Here is a 14,564-nt window from a genome sequence, read left to right on the forward strand (position 1 = left end):
AGGGTTCTAATGGCAGAAATATTGTCACAAAATGAAATTGATGCACTTTTAAAGGCCTTTGATTCCGGAAAAATCGATGTAAAAGAAATTAAAAATGAAAAAAAAGAAAATAAGATTAGGCCTTATGACTTTAAAAGACCAAATAGATTTTCAAAAGAACAATTGAGAACTCTCCAGATGATTTTTGAAAATATGTCAAGAAGTTTTACTACTTTTTTATCTGGCTATTTAAGAACATTGGTACAGGTATCTGTTGTTTCTGTTGAACAAATTACATATTATGAATTTAGTAATTCCCTTACAAATCCCGTTTTTATTGCAATAATTGATGCAGAACCTTTGGAAGGTCCTATATTGCTGGAACTAAATAGCAATACAACATTTGCAATTATTGATAAAATTTTAGGCGGCGTTGGGAAAACAGAAATGTTGCAAAGGGATTATACGGAAATAGAAATAGGTTTATTGACAAGGATAGCAAAGCAGTTAATGCCTTTTGTTAAGGATTCATGGAATAATGTTACAGAATTTTCTCCTGAAATAACAAAGATAGAAACAAATTCGCAGTTTATGCAGATTATATCTCCAAATGAAACAATTGCTTTGTGTACATTATCCATAAATTTAAATGAAAGTGAGGGATATATAAATTTTTGCATACCACATATTGCAATAGAACCGGTGTTGCCAAAGTTAACTACTAAATTTTGGTTTTCTAATAATAATAAACAAAAGGAAGGAAATATTCAATATTTAAAGAGTAAAATAAGCAATACATATGTGCCAGTAACAGCAGTTATTGGTACGTCACAAATTACTGTTAAGGATTTATTGAATTTTGAAATTGGGGATATCATTCTTATTGATAGAAAATATAAAGAACCTATTGATATTATGATAAATGGTAAAGTAAAATTTAAAGGTAAGCCAGGGATAAAAAATAGGAGAAACTGCGTGAAAATTACTAAGACGGGCATCAAAGGAGATGAAGGAAATGAGTGATTTTTTATCACAGGAAGAAATAAATGCACTATTAAGCGGTGTAAATGATGATGATATATTGACGGCTGAAGAGCAAGATGTCCTGGGAGAAATAGGTAATATAAGCATGGGAGCATCTGCAACAACCCTTTATACATTATTGAGAAACAAAGTTACTATAACTACCCCTCGTGTAAGTATAATATCATGGGAGGAGTTAAAGCAAGAATTCAAAATTCCATATGTTGGGGTTCAAGTTGAGTATACAGAGGGTCTTAAAGGTAACAATTTATTAATATTGAAAAAGGAAGATGTTCTTAAAATTACCGATTTAATGATGGGTGGTAATGGAGATGTTAAGGAAGAAGAAATAAGCGAATTACATTTAAGTGCAATTGGTGAGGCAATGAATCAAATGATTGGTTCTGCTTCAACATCACTTTCAACCTTGTTAAATATGAATATTAACATTTCACCACCTAAGGCTTTTATTGTAGATGTTAATACCCGTTTGCCTGAGGATATATCTTTTACGGGTGACAAAGTAGTCAAAATTGCCTTTAAAATGGTAATAGGGGAAATTATCGATAGTGAAATTATGCAGTTATTGCCTATAAGTTTTGCAAAGCAGCTTGTAGAACATGTTGTTACAAAAAATAGAGAAGAAGATAAAAAAGAGTCTTTTCAGAGTGATAAAAATGAGATAATTGACAACAGTACTGAGATTGAAAATGAAAAGACCACAGAAAATAATGAAAAGACCATAAAAGAAAAACAAAGGGTACCAGTTAAGCCTGTTATTTTTCAAAACTTTGATGATATAGCAACTGAGGGAGGAGAAGAGAACGAAGATAATTTAAAATTAATTATGGATATACCTCTTAATGTTACAGTTGAGCTGGGAAGGACAAAAAAATTAATAAAAGACATATTGGAATTAAATGAGGGTTCAATTATTGAACTCGATAAAATTGCAGGTGAACCTGTTGATATACTTGTAAATGGAAAATTTATTGCAAAAGGAGAAGTGGTAGTTATCGATGAAAACTTTGGAGTTAGGATAATTGATATAATTCAGGAAAATAAAAGGATTAATTCCATATAATTAAGGGGAGGAATAGATGATGAGTAAGATACTAATTGTTGATGATGCAGCATTTATGAGAATGATGATTAAAGATATTTTAACGAAAAATGACCTTGGAACAGTAATAGAAGCGGAAAATGGTGGAATAGCAGTAGAAAAATATATAAAGGAAAAACCCGACCTTGTAATTATGGATATCACAATGCCTGAAGTTGATGGAATACAGGCTGTAAAACTTATTAAAGAAAAAGATCCTGATGCCAAGATAATAATGTGTTCAGCGATGGGACAGCAGGCAATGGTTATTGAAGCTATACAGGCAGGTGCAAAAGATTTTATTGTAAAACCCTTTCAACCTGATAGAGTGATAGAAGCAATAAAAAAGATGTTGAAATGAGGAGTAAAATATGACGGGCTTCACAGGAACATTATTTAATATCATATGGGTTTTGGCGATTTTTGTATTTATTCTATTTATGGCTTATTTTGTAACGAAAATATTGAATCAGAAAACTTTAAGTTATACCAAAAGTAATAATATGCAAGTAATTGAACATATATTTTTGGGACATGATAAAAATCTCTATATTGTAAAAGTAGGCAGCGAATACATATTGATTGGCGTAACAAGCAGTAATATAAATTATATAAAAAAGATAAAAAAAGAGGATATAGCAGTAATGGAAAACAAAAAAAATGATTTTAAATGCAATCTGGATATTTCACTTAAAAAATTAAAAACCTTATCTAATAAGTATTTAGGCGGTAATAAAAATGATATCGATGAAAAAAATTAGCATAGTTACAGGGATATTAATTGTTTTACTCACAGGAACTGCCTATGCAGATCCTGCAACTCCAAATTTAGGAATATCCTTAGGTTTTTCATCAAATCCTAAGGATATAGCAACAAGCCTTCAAATTGTTTTATTGTTAACTGTTTTATCCCTTGCGCCATCAATATTAATTATGATGACATCTTTCACAAGAATAATAATAGTGCTATCCTTTTTAAGGAATGCCCTTGGACTTCAGCAAATGCCTCCGAATCAAGTATTGATAGGTCTTTCATTATTTTTAACATTGTTTATTATGGCACCAATAGGTACTCAAATAAACAATAATGCTTTACAGCCTTATATAGCAGGCAGAATATCAATACAGCAGGCATATACAAATGCAAAAGAGCCCTTAAAAAATTTCATGCTAAAACAAACAAGAAAAAATGATTTAAATTTATTTATAGAATTGTCGAAATCCAAGGTAAATAATGTTGAAGAATTGCCAATGAGAATTGTAATACCATCATTTATAATAAGCGAATTAAAAACGGCATTTGAAATTGGTTTTTTAATATATATACCTTTTTTGATAATAGATATGGTAGTTGCCAGTGTTTTAATGTCAATGGGAATGTTTATGTTACCTCCGGTATTAATATCTTTACCGTTTAAGTTGTTATTGTTTATATTAGTAGATGGCTGGAATTTACTTGTCAAATCATTAATTATAGGATTTAGATAGGGGTGGTTTTTGTGAATACAGGTATAGTACTTGACATAGGAAGAGAGGCATTAAAAATTACTATTTTGATATCTGCACCTCTCCTTATTATAGCTCTTTTGGTAGGACTTATAATCAGTATTTTTCAGGCTACTACGCAGATACAGGAACAAACATTGACATTTGTTCCTAAAATAATAGCTGTATTTATATCGATTATCTTGTTTGGACCATGGATGTTAACAACAATGATAAATTATACACAAAAATTATTTATGAATATAAATAATTTTATTAAGTAGGTTAAATATGTGGATAAGTGATGTTATATTAAACAATATTCAATATTTTATAATTATTTTTGTAAGAATATTGGGTATTTTTATACTTACACCAATATTTGGGACAAAAACACTGCCATCTATATTTAAGGTTGGATTAGCTTTTTTTACAACCCTTATACTGGTGAATTTTGTTCAGGTAAACATTGATATGAATAATATATACCAATATACATGGATAGTTTTTACGGAATTTATTGTTGGTTTATTAATAGGGCTTGCTTCAATGATTTATTTCAGTGCAATTTATCTTGCTGGTCAGCTCATAGATTACCAATTAGGATTTGGGATAGTAAATATACTGGATTTGCAAAGTGAAACACAGGTACCTCTTATGGGAAATTTTATTTACATAATAACCTTGCTTTTGTTTTTGCTAATTAATGGACACCATGTTTTGTTTATTATGCTTGCCAAAAGTTATGTTTTAATACCCGTAGGAGGAATATCATTCCAATTAAACAATATGAATAGTATAATAACAAAAATAGTATCAACGATGTTTATATTAGGTTTTAGGATTAGTTTTCCAATAATCCTTGCTACAATGTTGTCGGATTTGACGTTAAGCATTATATCAAGGACAATACCACAGCTTAATGTTTTTATGGTTGGTATGCCTTTAAAAATTTTTATAGGAATTTTTACTTTGTTCATTATGCTGCCGATGTATCTGTCAATAATTGATGTCTTGTTTAACGGCATGTATGCAGATATATTTTTGTTAATGAAAGCAATGATAAAAGGATGATGTTTAAGCTATGAATATACAGCTTTTTGCCGGTGGAAAAACTGAGCCGGCTACACCTAAAAAAAGACAGGATATTCGAAAAAAAGGTCAGGTTTTTCAAAGTAAGGAAATAACATCGGCATTAATTTTGATAACCGGATTTTCAGTTTTATATTTATCATTGGATTCAATAGTAAGTAAATTTATTAATTTGTTTAAATATTTATTTTACACTTATCCAGGTGCAAATGATGAAGTGTTTACAGTTAAAGGAATAGAACGGTTTGGAAATGTTATTTTTTCAAATTTCATAGGAATTATATTGCCAATAATATTAGCAGTTTTTTTGATATCCATAGTAGTTACATATGCACAAGTTGGATTTCTATTTACATTAGAGCCTTTAAATATAAAGATTGAAAGAATAAATCCTTTTGAAGGATTCAAAAGAATATTTTCGAAAAAAGCATTGTTGGAGCTTGTTAAAGCCGTAGCGAAGATTTCAATAATGATATATGTAATTTACTCTTTTCTAATAGGACAATATAAAGGAATACCAGAATTGCTTGATATGTCTGTACAGGATATAATGAAGTACAGTCTTTGCATAATAAGTGGTGTGCTTTTAAAAATATCAATTGTTTTAATTGTACTTAGCATAATAGATTATATATTTCAGTGGAGAGAGTTTGAAGCAAATATAAAAATGAGTAAAGATGATATAAAAGAAGAATTTAAAGAAACAGAGGGAAATCCACAAATAAAATCGGCAATCAAAAGAAAACAAAGGCAGATTTCCATGAGGAGAATGATGAGGGATATAAGTAAAGCAGATGTAATCATTACAAATCCTACTCATATTGCAGTTGCATTAATGTACGACAATAAAATAAATGATGCACCTATTGTTATTGCAAAGGGGCAGGACCTTGTAGCTATTAAAATCAAAGAAGAAGCCCAAAAATACAATATCGCTATTGTCGAAAACAAGCCTTTAGCACAGGCTCTTTATAAATCAGCGGAGATAGGAGATATTATTCCACCTGAATTATATCAGGCTGTTGCGGAAGTTCTTGCATATGTTTATAGTTTAAAGGAAGAATAGGAGGATTATTTTGAAATACTCTGATTCACTTGCAGCCATTTTTGTCGTTTGTATAATATTGATAATTATCATACCGGTACCGACTGAGATAATGGATTTTTTGTTAATTTTAAATATAACTTTATCGATTATAATACTACTTACAACAATGTACATAAAAGACCCAATGGAGTTCTCAATATTTCCTTCCATACTTCTTGTTACCACATTATTGAGATTATCTCTAAACATTTCAAGCACGAGGCTTATTTTAAGTAAAGCCTTTGCCGGACAAGTAATACAGGCCTTTGGTAGTTTTGTCATAGGTGGTAATCCTATAGTAGGTTTACTTGTTTTCATAATAATAGCAATAGTTCAGTTTATTGTTATTACAAAAGGTGCTGAAAGGGTTTCAGAAGTTTCTGCAAGATTTACTCTTGATGCAATGCCAGGAAAGCAAATGTCTATCGATGCGGACTTAAATGCTGGTATTATTACTGATAAAGAAGCAACAAACAGAAGAAGGAAAATACAAGAAGAAGCAAAATTTTACGGTTCCATGGATGGTGCTAGTAAATTTGTCAAAGGTGATGCAATTGCATGTATTATAATAATGGTAATAAATATATTAGCAGGGTTGGTTATTGGTATAACAATGAAGGGAATGGATATCACTCAAGCTGTAAATACGTATACTATTTTAACTGTTGGAGATGGACTTGTAAGTCAAATCCCTGCGTTATTGATTTCAACTGCAACAGGTATAATAGTAACCCGTTCAGTTTCAGAATCAAATATAGGTACTGAAATTTTAAAACAGTTATTTCGCGAACCCCAAATATTAAAAATCACGGCTGTTTTGCTGTTTATCATGGCATTTATTCCGATGTTGCCAGCAATACCTTTGTTATTAATAGGTTCATTATTTGGTTATCTCGGTTATATTAATGATAAAAAAATTATTCCTGAGGAAGATGAAAAAACTGAAAATATAAAAGAGCTTGAAGAAATACGGGATCCTAAAAAGGTCTATGATTTATTACAGGTAGATCCAATTGAATTAGAATTTGGTTATGAATTAATACCTTTTGCAAGCAACGAACTATTAGATAGAATTGTAATGATTAGAAGGCAGATAGCCCTTGACCTTGGAATAGTTGTTCCAATGGTAAGATTAAGAGATAATATACAATTAAAACCAGATGAATATGTAATAAAGATAAGGGGTACAGAAGTAGGAAGGGGGAAGGTTTATATTAATAGATATTTGTGCATGCAAGCTGGAGATAAAAATGATAGTATCAAGGGAATCCCCGATAAAGAACCTGCTTTTGGATTTCCTGCCTTGTGGATTGAAGAAATCGAGAAGTCAAAAGCTGAAGCATTAGGATGTACGGTTGTTGATGTGCCATCAGTTATATCAACACATTTAACAAATATCATAAAAAAACACTCATACGAATTAATTGGCAGGCAGGAGGTACAAGGACTGCTTGATAATATAAAAACAACCAATCCTGCTCTTGTTGAAGAAATAGTACCAAAATTATTAAGTCTTGGAGAAATTGAAAAAGTCTTAAGTAATTTATTAAGAGAAGAACTATCAATAAGAGATATGGTAACAATACTTGAAACCCTTGCTGATTATGTACCAACAACAAGAGATACGGATATTTTAACAGAATATGTAAGACAGGCGTTATCAAGAACTATTTCGAATAAATATGCTGTAAATGGCAAAATAAAAGTTATAACATTGGAGCCTTCAATTGAACAGTCGATACAGAGTGCAATAAATCAGACGGAACATGGTACCTACCTTACTTTAGAACCTGATTTAATGCAAAAGATTATAAGGGCTGTTAATGATACGGTAAGGAAGATTATGTTACAGGGGGATCAGCCAATAATTTTAACGGCTCCTGTAATAAGATTTTATTTTAAAAAATTAGTTGAACAAATATCAAGGGACATTGTTGTATTATCATATAATGAGTTATTACCAAATATTGAGATTTTATCAATTGGGATGGTGAAATTAAATGAAGGTTAAACGCTATATAGCAGATAATTATCAAGATGCTTTGCAAAAGATAAAATTAGATATGGGAAGCAACGCAATAATACTACATCAAAATAAAATAAGAAATAAGGGGATCAAAGGTTTTTTTCAAAAGAAAAAAGTGGAAGTTTTTGCAGCAGTAGAAGAAAATCATATATCAGAAAGTAATATTTTAAAAAAAGATGTTTCTGAGATAAAAATGCTGCTGAAAGCATTAAAAGATAAGGAAAAAGATGATGCTGTATTTGAAGAAACAAATAATTTAGTAGAATTTTTATTAGAAAGAGGCGTTGATAAAGAATTGACCTCTTTATTGACTGAGGGCTTAATGTCTATCAATAATGAAACTATTGAATTATTACGTAAAAGAATGAAAACTTTTATGGGTATTCCACAACAGTTGAAGATGTCTGAAAAAAACAGGATTCTGTTTATTGGACCAACAGGTGTTGGAAAAACTACAACAATTGCAAAGATAGCTTCTAATTTAATTTTAAAAGAAAATAAAAAGGTTATTCTTGTAGCAGCAGATGTTTTTAGAATAGCTGGCGTGGATCAATTAAAAATTTATGGTGATATTCTTGGTGTACCTGTAATAGTAGTTAATAATATTTTTGAATTGCATAAAGCCAAAGAAAAACTTGATATGTATGATATGGTTCTTATTGATACTGCTGGAAGAAGCCACAATGATGAAAAAAAGATTAATGAGTTAAAAAGTTTTGTTCAATACAGTGCTTGCAATAAAGTCTATTTATGCTTAAGTGCTGCTACTAAATCAATGGATTTGAAAAAAATTATTGATACATATGAATTCATAAACAATTATAGTTTGATTTTTACAAAACTGGATGAAACAGATAATTATAGTACAATATTAAACTCTGTGTATTATTCAAAAAAACCTTTATCTTACATAACAAATGGACAAAATGTTCCTGATGATATACAATTGGCTGATATTGATATTATAATTAAAAATATATTAAAGGTGAATTAATATGGATCAAGCACAAAAATTAAGAGAATTATTTTCAAAACCTTCCCATTCAAAAAGCAGGGTAATTACAGTAACTGGAGCAAAGGGGGGAATTGGCAAAACATGCATAGCAGTAAATATATCCCTTGCTCTTAAGAAATTAGGTTATAATACACTCCTTATTGATGCAGATATAGGTTTTTCAAATGTTGAAATAGAGCTTGGTACTATATCTAAATATACTTTGTATGATGTACTTTATAATAAAAAGAAAATAATCGATATAATAAACGAAGGTCCTCTTGGATTAAAGTATATTACATCCGGTGGTGATTTTGATTTTTTAAAATCAGATATGGATTTTGATATATTTTTAAACAATATAAGGATTTTAGATTATTATTCAGATTTTATAATAATTGATACAGGAGCAGGTATTAATAGTACCGTACAAAAGTTTATTAATGCAGCAGATGAAGTGTTAGTAATAATTACTCCAGAGCCTACATCAATAATGGATGCTTATTTATTGATAAAAAACTTGCTTGCTAAAAAAAATACTGTAATCAATATTATTGTGAATAAAGCAAAAAATTACAATGAGTACAAAAAAGTATTTAATAGATTTAATAGTGTAGTATCTCATTTTATAGGTATTAAAATTAATGATTTTGGATTTTTATTAGAAGATGGGAGAATAAGTGAATGTATAAAGGCGCAAATTCCTATACTTATTAAATATCAAAATAGCAATATATCAAAAGATATTATGGAAATAGCAATGAAAATTTCAAAAACAGAAGTAAAATATAAACAAGATGGGTTGATGGGAATTTTTAAAAAAATTTTTAAAAGATAAATGGGGTGTTAAATATGCTAAAGAATTTAAAACCAGGTCAAAGAATAGAAATTGGTATAGGAAGAAATAAAAAATATTACTTTACTAAAGTAGAAGATGTATCAAAAGATGGGACAATATTGATTGATACACCCATCTATCATAATCATTTAGTTCCGATACATCTAAGCTCAATTATTCAGATAATATTTTTTAATAAAAATGGTCAATTTGCTTTTGATGCAGAGGTCATCAATAAATTTTCTGGAAATCTATCTTTTTTACAGGTAAAACAGATATCAGAAATAACTAAAATTCAAAGAAGAAAATATTATAGATTGGAGAAAATAATTCCTTTCACTTATAAAGAAGCAGATGATGAAAAAGAAAATTTTTTTACAGGTTTAATAAAAGATATCAGTGGTGAGGGATTTAAAGCTGTAATAAAACATAGGAATACAAATAATTCAATTATTTTTTGTAATATAAAATTATCTGATTTATTAAAGGAAATTGCGGTTAAAGGTAAAATTATCAGATGTGATTTAAATAAGGATAGATATGAGATTGGAGTACAATTTGTTGATATAAATGATAAACTTCGTGACCAGATAATAACTTTTATCTTTGAAGAAGAAAGGAAATATAAAAAACGTGATATGTATTTTTAGCATGTATTGGAGGAGGAAAAATGGATAATAATCAATATCTCGAAATGTTTTTACAGGAATCCCAAGAACATATTGAAAGCTTAAATAACAATCTGCTTGACCTTGAAAAGAACAGTAATGATAAACATATCATAGATGAAATATTTAGATCTGCTCATACAATCAAGGGAATGGCGGCTACAATGGGTTTTGGGAATATGAATAAATTATCACATAAGATGGAGGACTTACTACAGGATATCAGAAATAATACAATTGAAGTTACAGATAATGTAATGGAGATATTATTTAAATGTGTTGATACACTAAGTGAAATGGTTGATTTGATAACAGAAAAAGGTAATGATACATTAAATGTTGAAGATTTAATCAATTTACTTGATAATATAAATTCCGATAAAAATGAAATAGCTGCAACAAATATTAAGGTAACTCCAACAGAAACAGAACAAGATATAAATATATATGAAAAAGATCTCATTGAAGAGGCCTTGAAACAAGGATATAACTCATTTAGGATTAAAATCGTTATTGACAAAAGCTGTATAATGAAATCTGCAAGAGCTTTTATTATTTTTAATGAATTGGAAAAGATGGGTAATATTATTAATTCTTCGCCATCTATAGAGGACATTGAAGACGAAAAATTTGAAAGTGAATTTTCAATCCATTTATTAAGTAAATTTGATAAGGAATACATAAAAGAAAAATTGCTTTCGATCAGTGAATTAAAAGAGATAACAATTGAAGAAATATTATTTCCAAGAGAAATGTCAAAAGTCGAGAAGAAAGAAGACAATGAAATCAAAAATGTTCAAAAAAATACTAAAACTACAAAAACAGTGAGGGTTGATATTGAAAGACTTGATAATCTGATGAATCTTGTAAGTGAACTTATAATTGTAAAGACAAGATTAGAAGATATTGAATCTGATAATAAAAATTCTGAAAAAGCTTCTACAATAGAATATCTTGAAAGAATTACAACGAATCTACATGATGCTGTAATGAAGGTTAGAATGGTACCAGTCGAAAGAGTTTTTAGTCGTTTTCCAAGAATGGTAAGGGATGTTTCACGTGAATTAAACAAAAAAATAACATTAAATATGTATGGGGAAGAAACTGAAGTTGATAGGACCATAATTGATGAAATTGGTGATCCACTTGTTCATTTAATAAGAAACTCAATAGACCATGGAATTGAGACACCAGAAGAAAGAATAAAGATGAAAAAATCAGAAACTGGGATTATAAACTTGAAAGCATATCATGAAGGAAATAATGTTATTATTGAAGTTAGTGATGATGGAGCTGGCATTGACTTAGACAAAATAAAAACAAAAGCTATAGAAAAGGGCTTTATGTCAAAAGAAGAGCTAAATCAAATTTCAAAAGACAAGATAATAAAAATATTGTTTGAACCCGGGTTTAGCACCTCTGATAAAATATCCGACATTTCAGGTAGAGGTGTTGGTCTTGACGTAGTAAAAACTAAAATTGAAGCGTTAAATGGTGATGTTGATGTTATAACTGAGAAAAACAAGGGAACTAAATTTGTTATTAAGTTACCTTTAACATTAGCAATTATACAGGCTCTATTAATAAAAGTCGGAGATGAGAAATATGCTTTTCCACTTAATTCAATTTCAGAAGTTGTACATAAAAATATAAATGAAATTCACAAAGTACAGGGGAAAGAAGTAATATTATATAGAGGCAAGGTAATACCCTTAATTAGATTAAATGAAATACTAGAAATAGAAAACACAGGATTAAATGTTGATTTAATATGTGTTATTCTTAAAAAAGGTGAAAATTTAGCTGCATGTATCATTGATGAATTAATAGGTCAGCAAGAAATTGTTATAAAGCCACTTGGGAAATATTTAAGTAACATTAAAATTGTTTCAGGTGCAACAATACTTGGCGATGGACAAGTTGCTTTAATAATAGACTCTAATAATTTATTTTAAAGGGGTGTTTTTAATTGAGTTTATATATTGTTACTAAAGTAGAAGATGAAGATTATGCAATTGAGATAGATAAAGTTCAATCAATAGAAAAGATAATGAAAATAACAAGGGTTCCAAAGGCTAAATCCTATGTGGAGGGTGTTGTAAATATACGCGGCGATATAATCCCGATAATATCATTGAGGGAAAAATTAGGATTTAATAAAAATCAATTAAAAGATAAAAACCGTATTGTAATACTGAAACATGATGATATTTTAATAGGAATAATTGTTGATAGTGCAAATGAGATTGTAGAAATCGATGAAAAAAACTTAGATGTTACAGAAGATAATGATAATTCTATTACAGGCTTAAATATGGTCGATAAAATTTGCAAAATTGGTAATAGAATTTTACTTATTGTTAATTTAGATAAATTAATATCTTAATAGGATGTGAAACAATGGAAATAGAGAATTTAAACAATAAATATTTGGATATATTGAAAGAATTGGGTAATATTGGGGTAGGAAATGCGATTACGGCACTTGCTACAATGCTTAATCAAAAAATAGATATGAAAATTCCTAAGGTAAAAATTATGGATTTTACTCAGCTACAAGAGATTTTTGGTTTGCCGGAAACAATCATAGCAGGTATTTACTTCAATTTAGAAGGAAGTATAAATGGAAACATATTATTTTCTTTAGATATAGAAAGTGCAGCATTCCTTGTTGAATATTTAATGGGAGTTAAAATAAATAACAAATTTGATGAAATGGCAAAATCAGCTTTACAGGAAATAGGTAATATAATGGCAGGTAGTTATATATCTTCATTATCCACTTTAACATCATTAAATATAAAGATATCGCCTCCTGCAATATGTATAGATATGGCAGGGGCTATATTAAGTGTACCGGCAATTAAATTTGGTGAACTATCTGATAAAATATTATTTATTGAAACGCAATTTTCTGAAGGAAATAAACAAATACAGGGAGACTTTTTTCTGATACCGGATATAGATTCTTTTAATTTAATTTTAGATTCACTTGGAGCTGAATAATATGGAAGATTTTAACAACATAAGGGTTGGAATGGCAGATGCCAAGGTAATTAAATATCCGGGGAAATTGCATACAATAGGCTTAGGGTCATGTGTAGGGATTGCACTTTATGATATTGATACTAAAATATCTGGGCTTGCACATATTATGCTTCCATATAGCAGCATAACTGCTCATAATACAAATAAATTTAAATTTGCAGATACTGGTATTGAAATGTTAATTAATATGATGGAGGAAATTGGCGCAAAACGAAAAAAAATAGTTAGTAAAATAGCCGGTGGTGCTCAAATGTTTTCTTCTAAAGTAAATTTAGATATTATGAATATAGGTAATAGAAATGTTGTTGCAACTAAGGAAGTTTTAAGTGAGTTTAATATTCCTTTAATTTCAGAAGATACAGGTGGTAATTATGGAAGAACAATAGAATTCAATTCAAATGACGGTAAAATGCTTATTAAAACTATAGGACATGGTATAAAATTTATTTAATGGGGGATGTTTTTTATGTCCATTATAGAGCAAGATTTATGGAGAAAATATATTTCCATGAAAGACGATAAGATAAAAGATGATATTATAATTAGATATATGCCTCTTGTTAAGCATGTAGTAAAAAAATTATGTATTTCAGAAATAAGTCAGGCTGACTTTGATGACCTATTAAGCCAGGGAATGATTGGCTTAATTGATGCAGTTAATAAATATGACATATCAAAAGGAGTAAAATTTGAAACATATGCTTCCATAAGAATTAAAGGTGAAATAATAGATTACTTAAGAAAAAAAGATTGGATACCAAGAAGTTTGAAAAAAAAGTATAAAAAAATTGAAATAGCAATTGAAATTTTACAACGGAAATATAAGAGAGATCCCTCAATAGAAGAAATAATAGATGTTTCAGGTTTGCCAAAAAATGATATTTTAAAGACATTAACTTATATCAATGCTGGCATTATAAGTTCACTTGAGGAGGCTATTGAAAATAATATAAAGATAAATTCCTTGACAAATAATGATTTAGTAAATCCAGAAGACGAAATAATAGCACAGGACCTTAAAAAAAAGATTGCAAAGGCAATTGATGAATTACAAGACAAAGAAAAACTGGTAATATCTCTTTATTATTATAAAGATTTAAATTACAAGGAAATAAGTCAAGTTTTAGGACTTACAGAATCCAGGATATCTCAAATCCATTCAAAGGCAATAAATAAATTGAGGGGAATTTTATCTAATTATTATTAATTTACATCTGGAGGA

At 29.1% G+C, this 14,564-nt stretch carries 17 protein-coding genes; all 17 read left to right on the forward strand.

From position 1 onward, the window contains the following. Positions 1-9: 9 nt before the first annotated feature. Genes fliM through AC0LWJ_RS02385 form a run of 17 tightly spaced genes read left to right on the forward strand, consistent with a single transcriptional unit; the run spans position 10 to position 14,549 of the window. A complete protein-coding gene (fliM, locus tag AC0LWJ_RS02305; protein WP_474236990.1) occupies positions 10-1,002 on the forward strand; it encodes a flagellar motor switch protein FliM in 993 nt (330 codons plus the stop codon). Continuing rightward, a complete protein-coding gene (gene fliY, locus AC0LWJ_RS02310) occupies positions 995-2,086 on the forward strand; it encodes a flagellar motor switch phosphatase FliY (RefSeq protein WP_474236989.1) in 1,092 nt (363 codons plus the stop codon). The genes fliM and fliY overlap by 8 nt, the downstream gene beginning before the upstream one ends. A gap of 19 nt (positions 2,087-2,105) precedes the next feature. Further along, complete coding sequence (locus tag AC0LWJ_RS02315) at positions 2,106-2,465, forward strand: response regulator (RefSeq protein ID WP_474236988.1); 360 nt, start codon at positions 2,106-2,108, stop codon at positions 2,463-2,465. A 10-nt stretch (positions 2,466-2,475) separates the two neighbouring features. Then, the gene (fliO, locus tag AC0LWJ_RS02320; protein WP_474236987.1) at positions 2,476-2,865 is read left to right on the forward strand and encodes a flagellar biosynthetic protein FliO; all 390 of its coding nucleotides are present in this window, start codon (positions 2,476-2,478) and stop codon (positions 2,863-2,865) included. Then, complete coding sequence (gene fliP / locus AC0LWJ_RS02325; protein ID WP_474236986.1) at positions 2,843-3,592, forward strand: flagellar type III secretion system pore protein FliP; 750 nt, start codon at positions 2,843-2,845, stop codon at positions 3,590-3,592. Before fliO ends, fliP begins: the two co-directional genes overlap by 23 nt. A gap of 11 nt (positions 3,593-3,603) precedes the next feature. Next, positions 3,604-3,873 (forward strand): flagellar biosynthesis protein FliQ, encoded by a 270-nt coding sequence (gene fliQ / locus AC0LWJ_RS02330; protein ID WP_474236985.1) that lies wholly within the window; start codon positions 3,604-3,606, stop codon positions 3,871-3,873. A gap of 7 nt (positions 3,874-3,880) precedes the next feature. After that, positions 3,881-4,663, forward strand: coding sequence for a flagellar biosynthetic protein FliR (fliR, locus tag AC0LWJ_RS02335; RefSeq protein WP_474236984.1), 783 nt, complete (start codon positions 3,881-3,883; stop codon positions 4,661-4,663). Between the two features lie 10 nt (positions 4,664-4,673). Further along, positions 4,674-5,747, forward strand: a complete 1,074-nt coding sequence (gene flhB, locus AC0LWJ_RS02340; RefSeq protein WP_474236983.1) for a flagellar biosynthesis protein FlhB — start codon at positions 4,674-4,676, stop codon at positions 5,745-5,747. Between the two features lie 10 nt (positions 5,748-5,757). Then, positions 5,758-7,779, forward strand: coding sequence for a flagellar biosynthesis protein FlhA (flhA, locus tag AC0LWJ_RS02345; protein WP_474236982.1), 2,022 nt, complete (start codon positions 5,758-5,760; stop codon positions 7,777-7,779). After that, complete coding sequence (locus AC0LWJ_RS02350) at positions 7,769-8,788, forward strand: flagellar biosynthesis protein FlhF (protein WP_474236981.1); 1,020 nt, start codon at positions 7,769-7,771, stop codon at positions 8,786-8,788. Before flhA ends, AC0LWJ_RS02350 begins: the two co-directional genes overlap by 11 nt. A 1-nt stretch (position 8,789) precedes the next feature. Further along, positions 8,790-9,626 (forward strand): MinD/ParA family ATP-binding protein, encoded by an 837-nt coding sequence (locus AC0LWJ_RS02355; protein WP_474236980.1) that lies wholly within the window; start codon positions 8,790-8,792, stop codon positions 9,624-9,626. A gap of 14 nt (positions 9,627-9,640) precedes the next feature. After that, positions 9,641-10,276, forward strand: a complete 636-nt coding sequence (locus AC0LWJ_RS02360) for a flagellar brake protein (RefSeq protein ID WP_474236979.1) — start codon at positions 9,641-9,643, stop codon at positions 10,274-10,276. Positions 10,277-10,296: 20 nt separating this feature from the next. Then, positions 10,297-12,249: a chemotaxis protein CheA gene (locus AC0LWJ_RS02365; protein WP_474236978.1), complete on the forward strand. Its 1,953-nt coding sequence runs from the start codon at positions 10,297-10,299 to the stop codon at positions 12,247-12,249. A 14-nt stretch (positions 12,250-12,263) separates the two neighbouring features. Beyond that, a complete protein-coding gene (locus AC0LWJ_RS02370) occupies positions 12,264-12,680 on the forward strand; it encodes a chemotaxis protein CheW (RefSeq protein WP_284679266.1) in 417 nt (138 codons plus the stop codon). Between the two features lie 14 nt (positions 12,681-12,694). Then, positions 12,695-13,300, forward strand: a complete 606-nt coding sequence (locus AC0LWJ_RS02375) for a chemotaxis protein CheC (RefSeq protein ID WP_474236977.1) — start codon at positions 12,695-12,697, stop codon at positions 13,298-13,300. A 1-nt stretch (position 13,301) separates the two neighbouring features. Beyond that, positions 13,302-13,793: a chemotaxis protein CheD gene (locus AC0LWJ_RS02380; protein WP_474236976.1), complete on the forward strand. Its 492-nt coding sequence runs from the start codon at positions 13,302-13,304 to the stop codon at positions 13,791-13,793. Positions 13,794-13,808: 15 nt separating this feature from the next. Then, complete coding sequence (locus AC0LWJ_RS02385; RefSeq protein ID WP_474236975.1) at positions 13,809-14,549, forward strand: FliA/WhiG family RNA polymerase sigma factor; 741 nt, start codon at positions 13,809-13,811, stop codon at positions 14,547-14,549. The last annotated feature ends 15 nt before the right edge of the window (positions 14,550-14,564 follow it).

Source organism: Aceticella sp. 75b-Ac, assembly GCF_056032965.2.

Excerpts from the sequence above, each read along its gene's own strand:
- fliM (WP_474236990.1), top strand. The coding sequence starts at position 10 with ATGGCAGAAATATTGTCACAAAATGAAATTGATGCACTTTTAAAGGCC.
- fliY (WP_474236989.1), top strand. The coding sequence starts at position 995 with ATGAGTGATTTTTTATCACAGGAAGAAATAAATGCACTATTAAGCGGT.
- AC0LWJ_RS02315 (WP_474236988.1), top strand. The coding sequence starts at position 2,106 with ATGAGTAAGATACTAATTGTTGATGATGCAGCATTTATGAGAATGATG.
- fliO (WP_474236987.1), top strand. The coding sequence starts at position 2,476 with ATGACGGGCTTCACAGGAACATTATTTAATATCATATGGGTTTTGGCG.
- fliP (WP_474236986.1), top strand. The coding sequence starts at position 2,843 with ATGATATCGATGAAAAAAATTAGCATAGTTACAGGGATATTAATTGTT.
- fliR (WP_474236984.1), top strand. The coding sequence starts at position 3,881 with ATGTGGATAAGTGATGTTATATTAAACAATATTCAATATTTTATAATT.
- flhB (WP_474236983.1), top strand. The coding sequence starts at position 4,674 with ATGAATATACAGCTTTTTGCCGGTGGAAAAACTGAGCCGGCTACACCT.
- AC0LWJ_RS02350 (WP_474236981.1), top strand. The coding sequence starts at position 7,769 with ATGAAGGTTAAACGCTATATAGCAGATAATTATCAAGATGCTTTGCAA.
- AC0LWJ_RS02355 (WP_474236980.1), top strand. The coding sequence starts at position 8,790 with ATGGATCAAGCACAAAAATTAAGAGAATTATTTTCAAAACCTTCCCAT.
- AC0LWJ_RS02360 (WP_474236979.1), top strand. The coding sequence starts at position 9,641 with ATGCTAAAGAATTTAAAACCAGGTCAAAGAATAGAAATTGGTATAGGA.
- AC0LWJ_RS02365 (WP_474236978.1), top strand. The coding sequence starts at position 10,297 with ATGGATAATAATCAATATCTCGAAATGTTTTTACAGGAATCCCAAGAA.
- AC0LWJ_RS02375 (WP_474236977.1), top strand. The coding sequence starts at position 12,695 with ATGGAAATAGAGAATTTAAACAATAAATATTTGGATATATTGAAAGAA.
- AC0LWJ_RS02380 (WP_474236976.1), top strand. The coding sequence starts at position 13,302 with ATGGAAGATTTTAACAACATAAGGGTTGGAATGGCAGATGCCAAGGTA.
- AC0LWJ_RS02385 (WP_474236975.1), top strand. The coding sequence starts at position 13,809 with ATGTCCATTATAGAGCAAGATTTATGGAGAAAATATATTTCCATGAAA.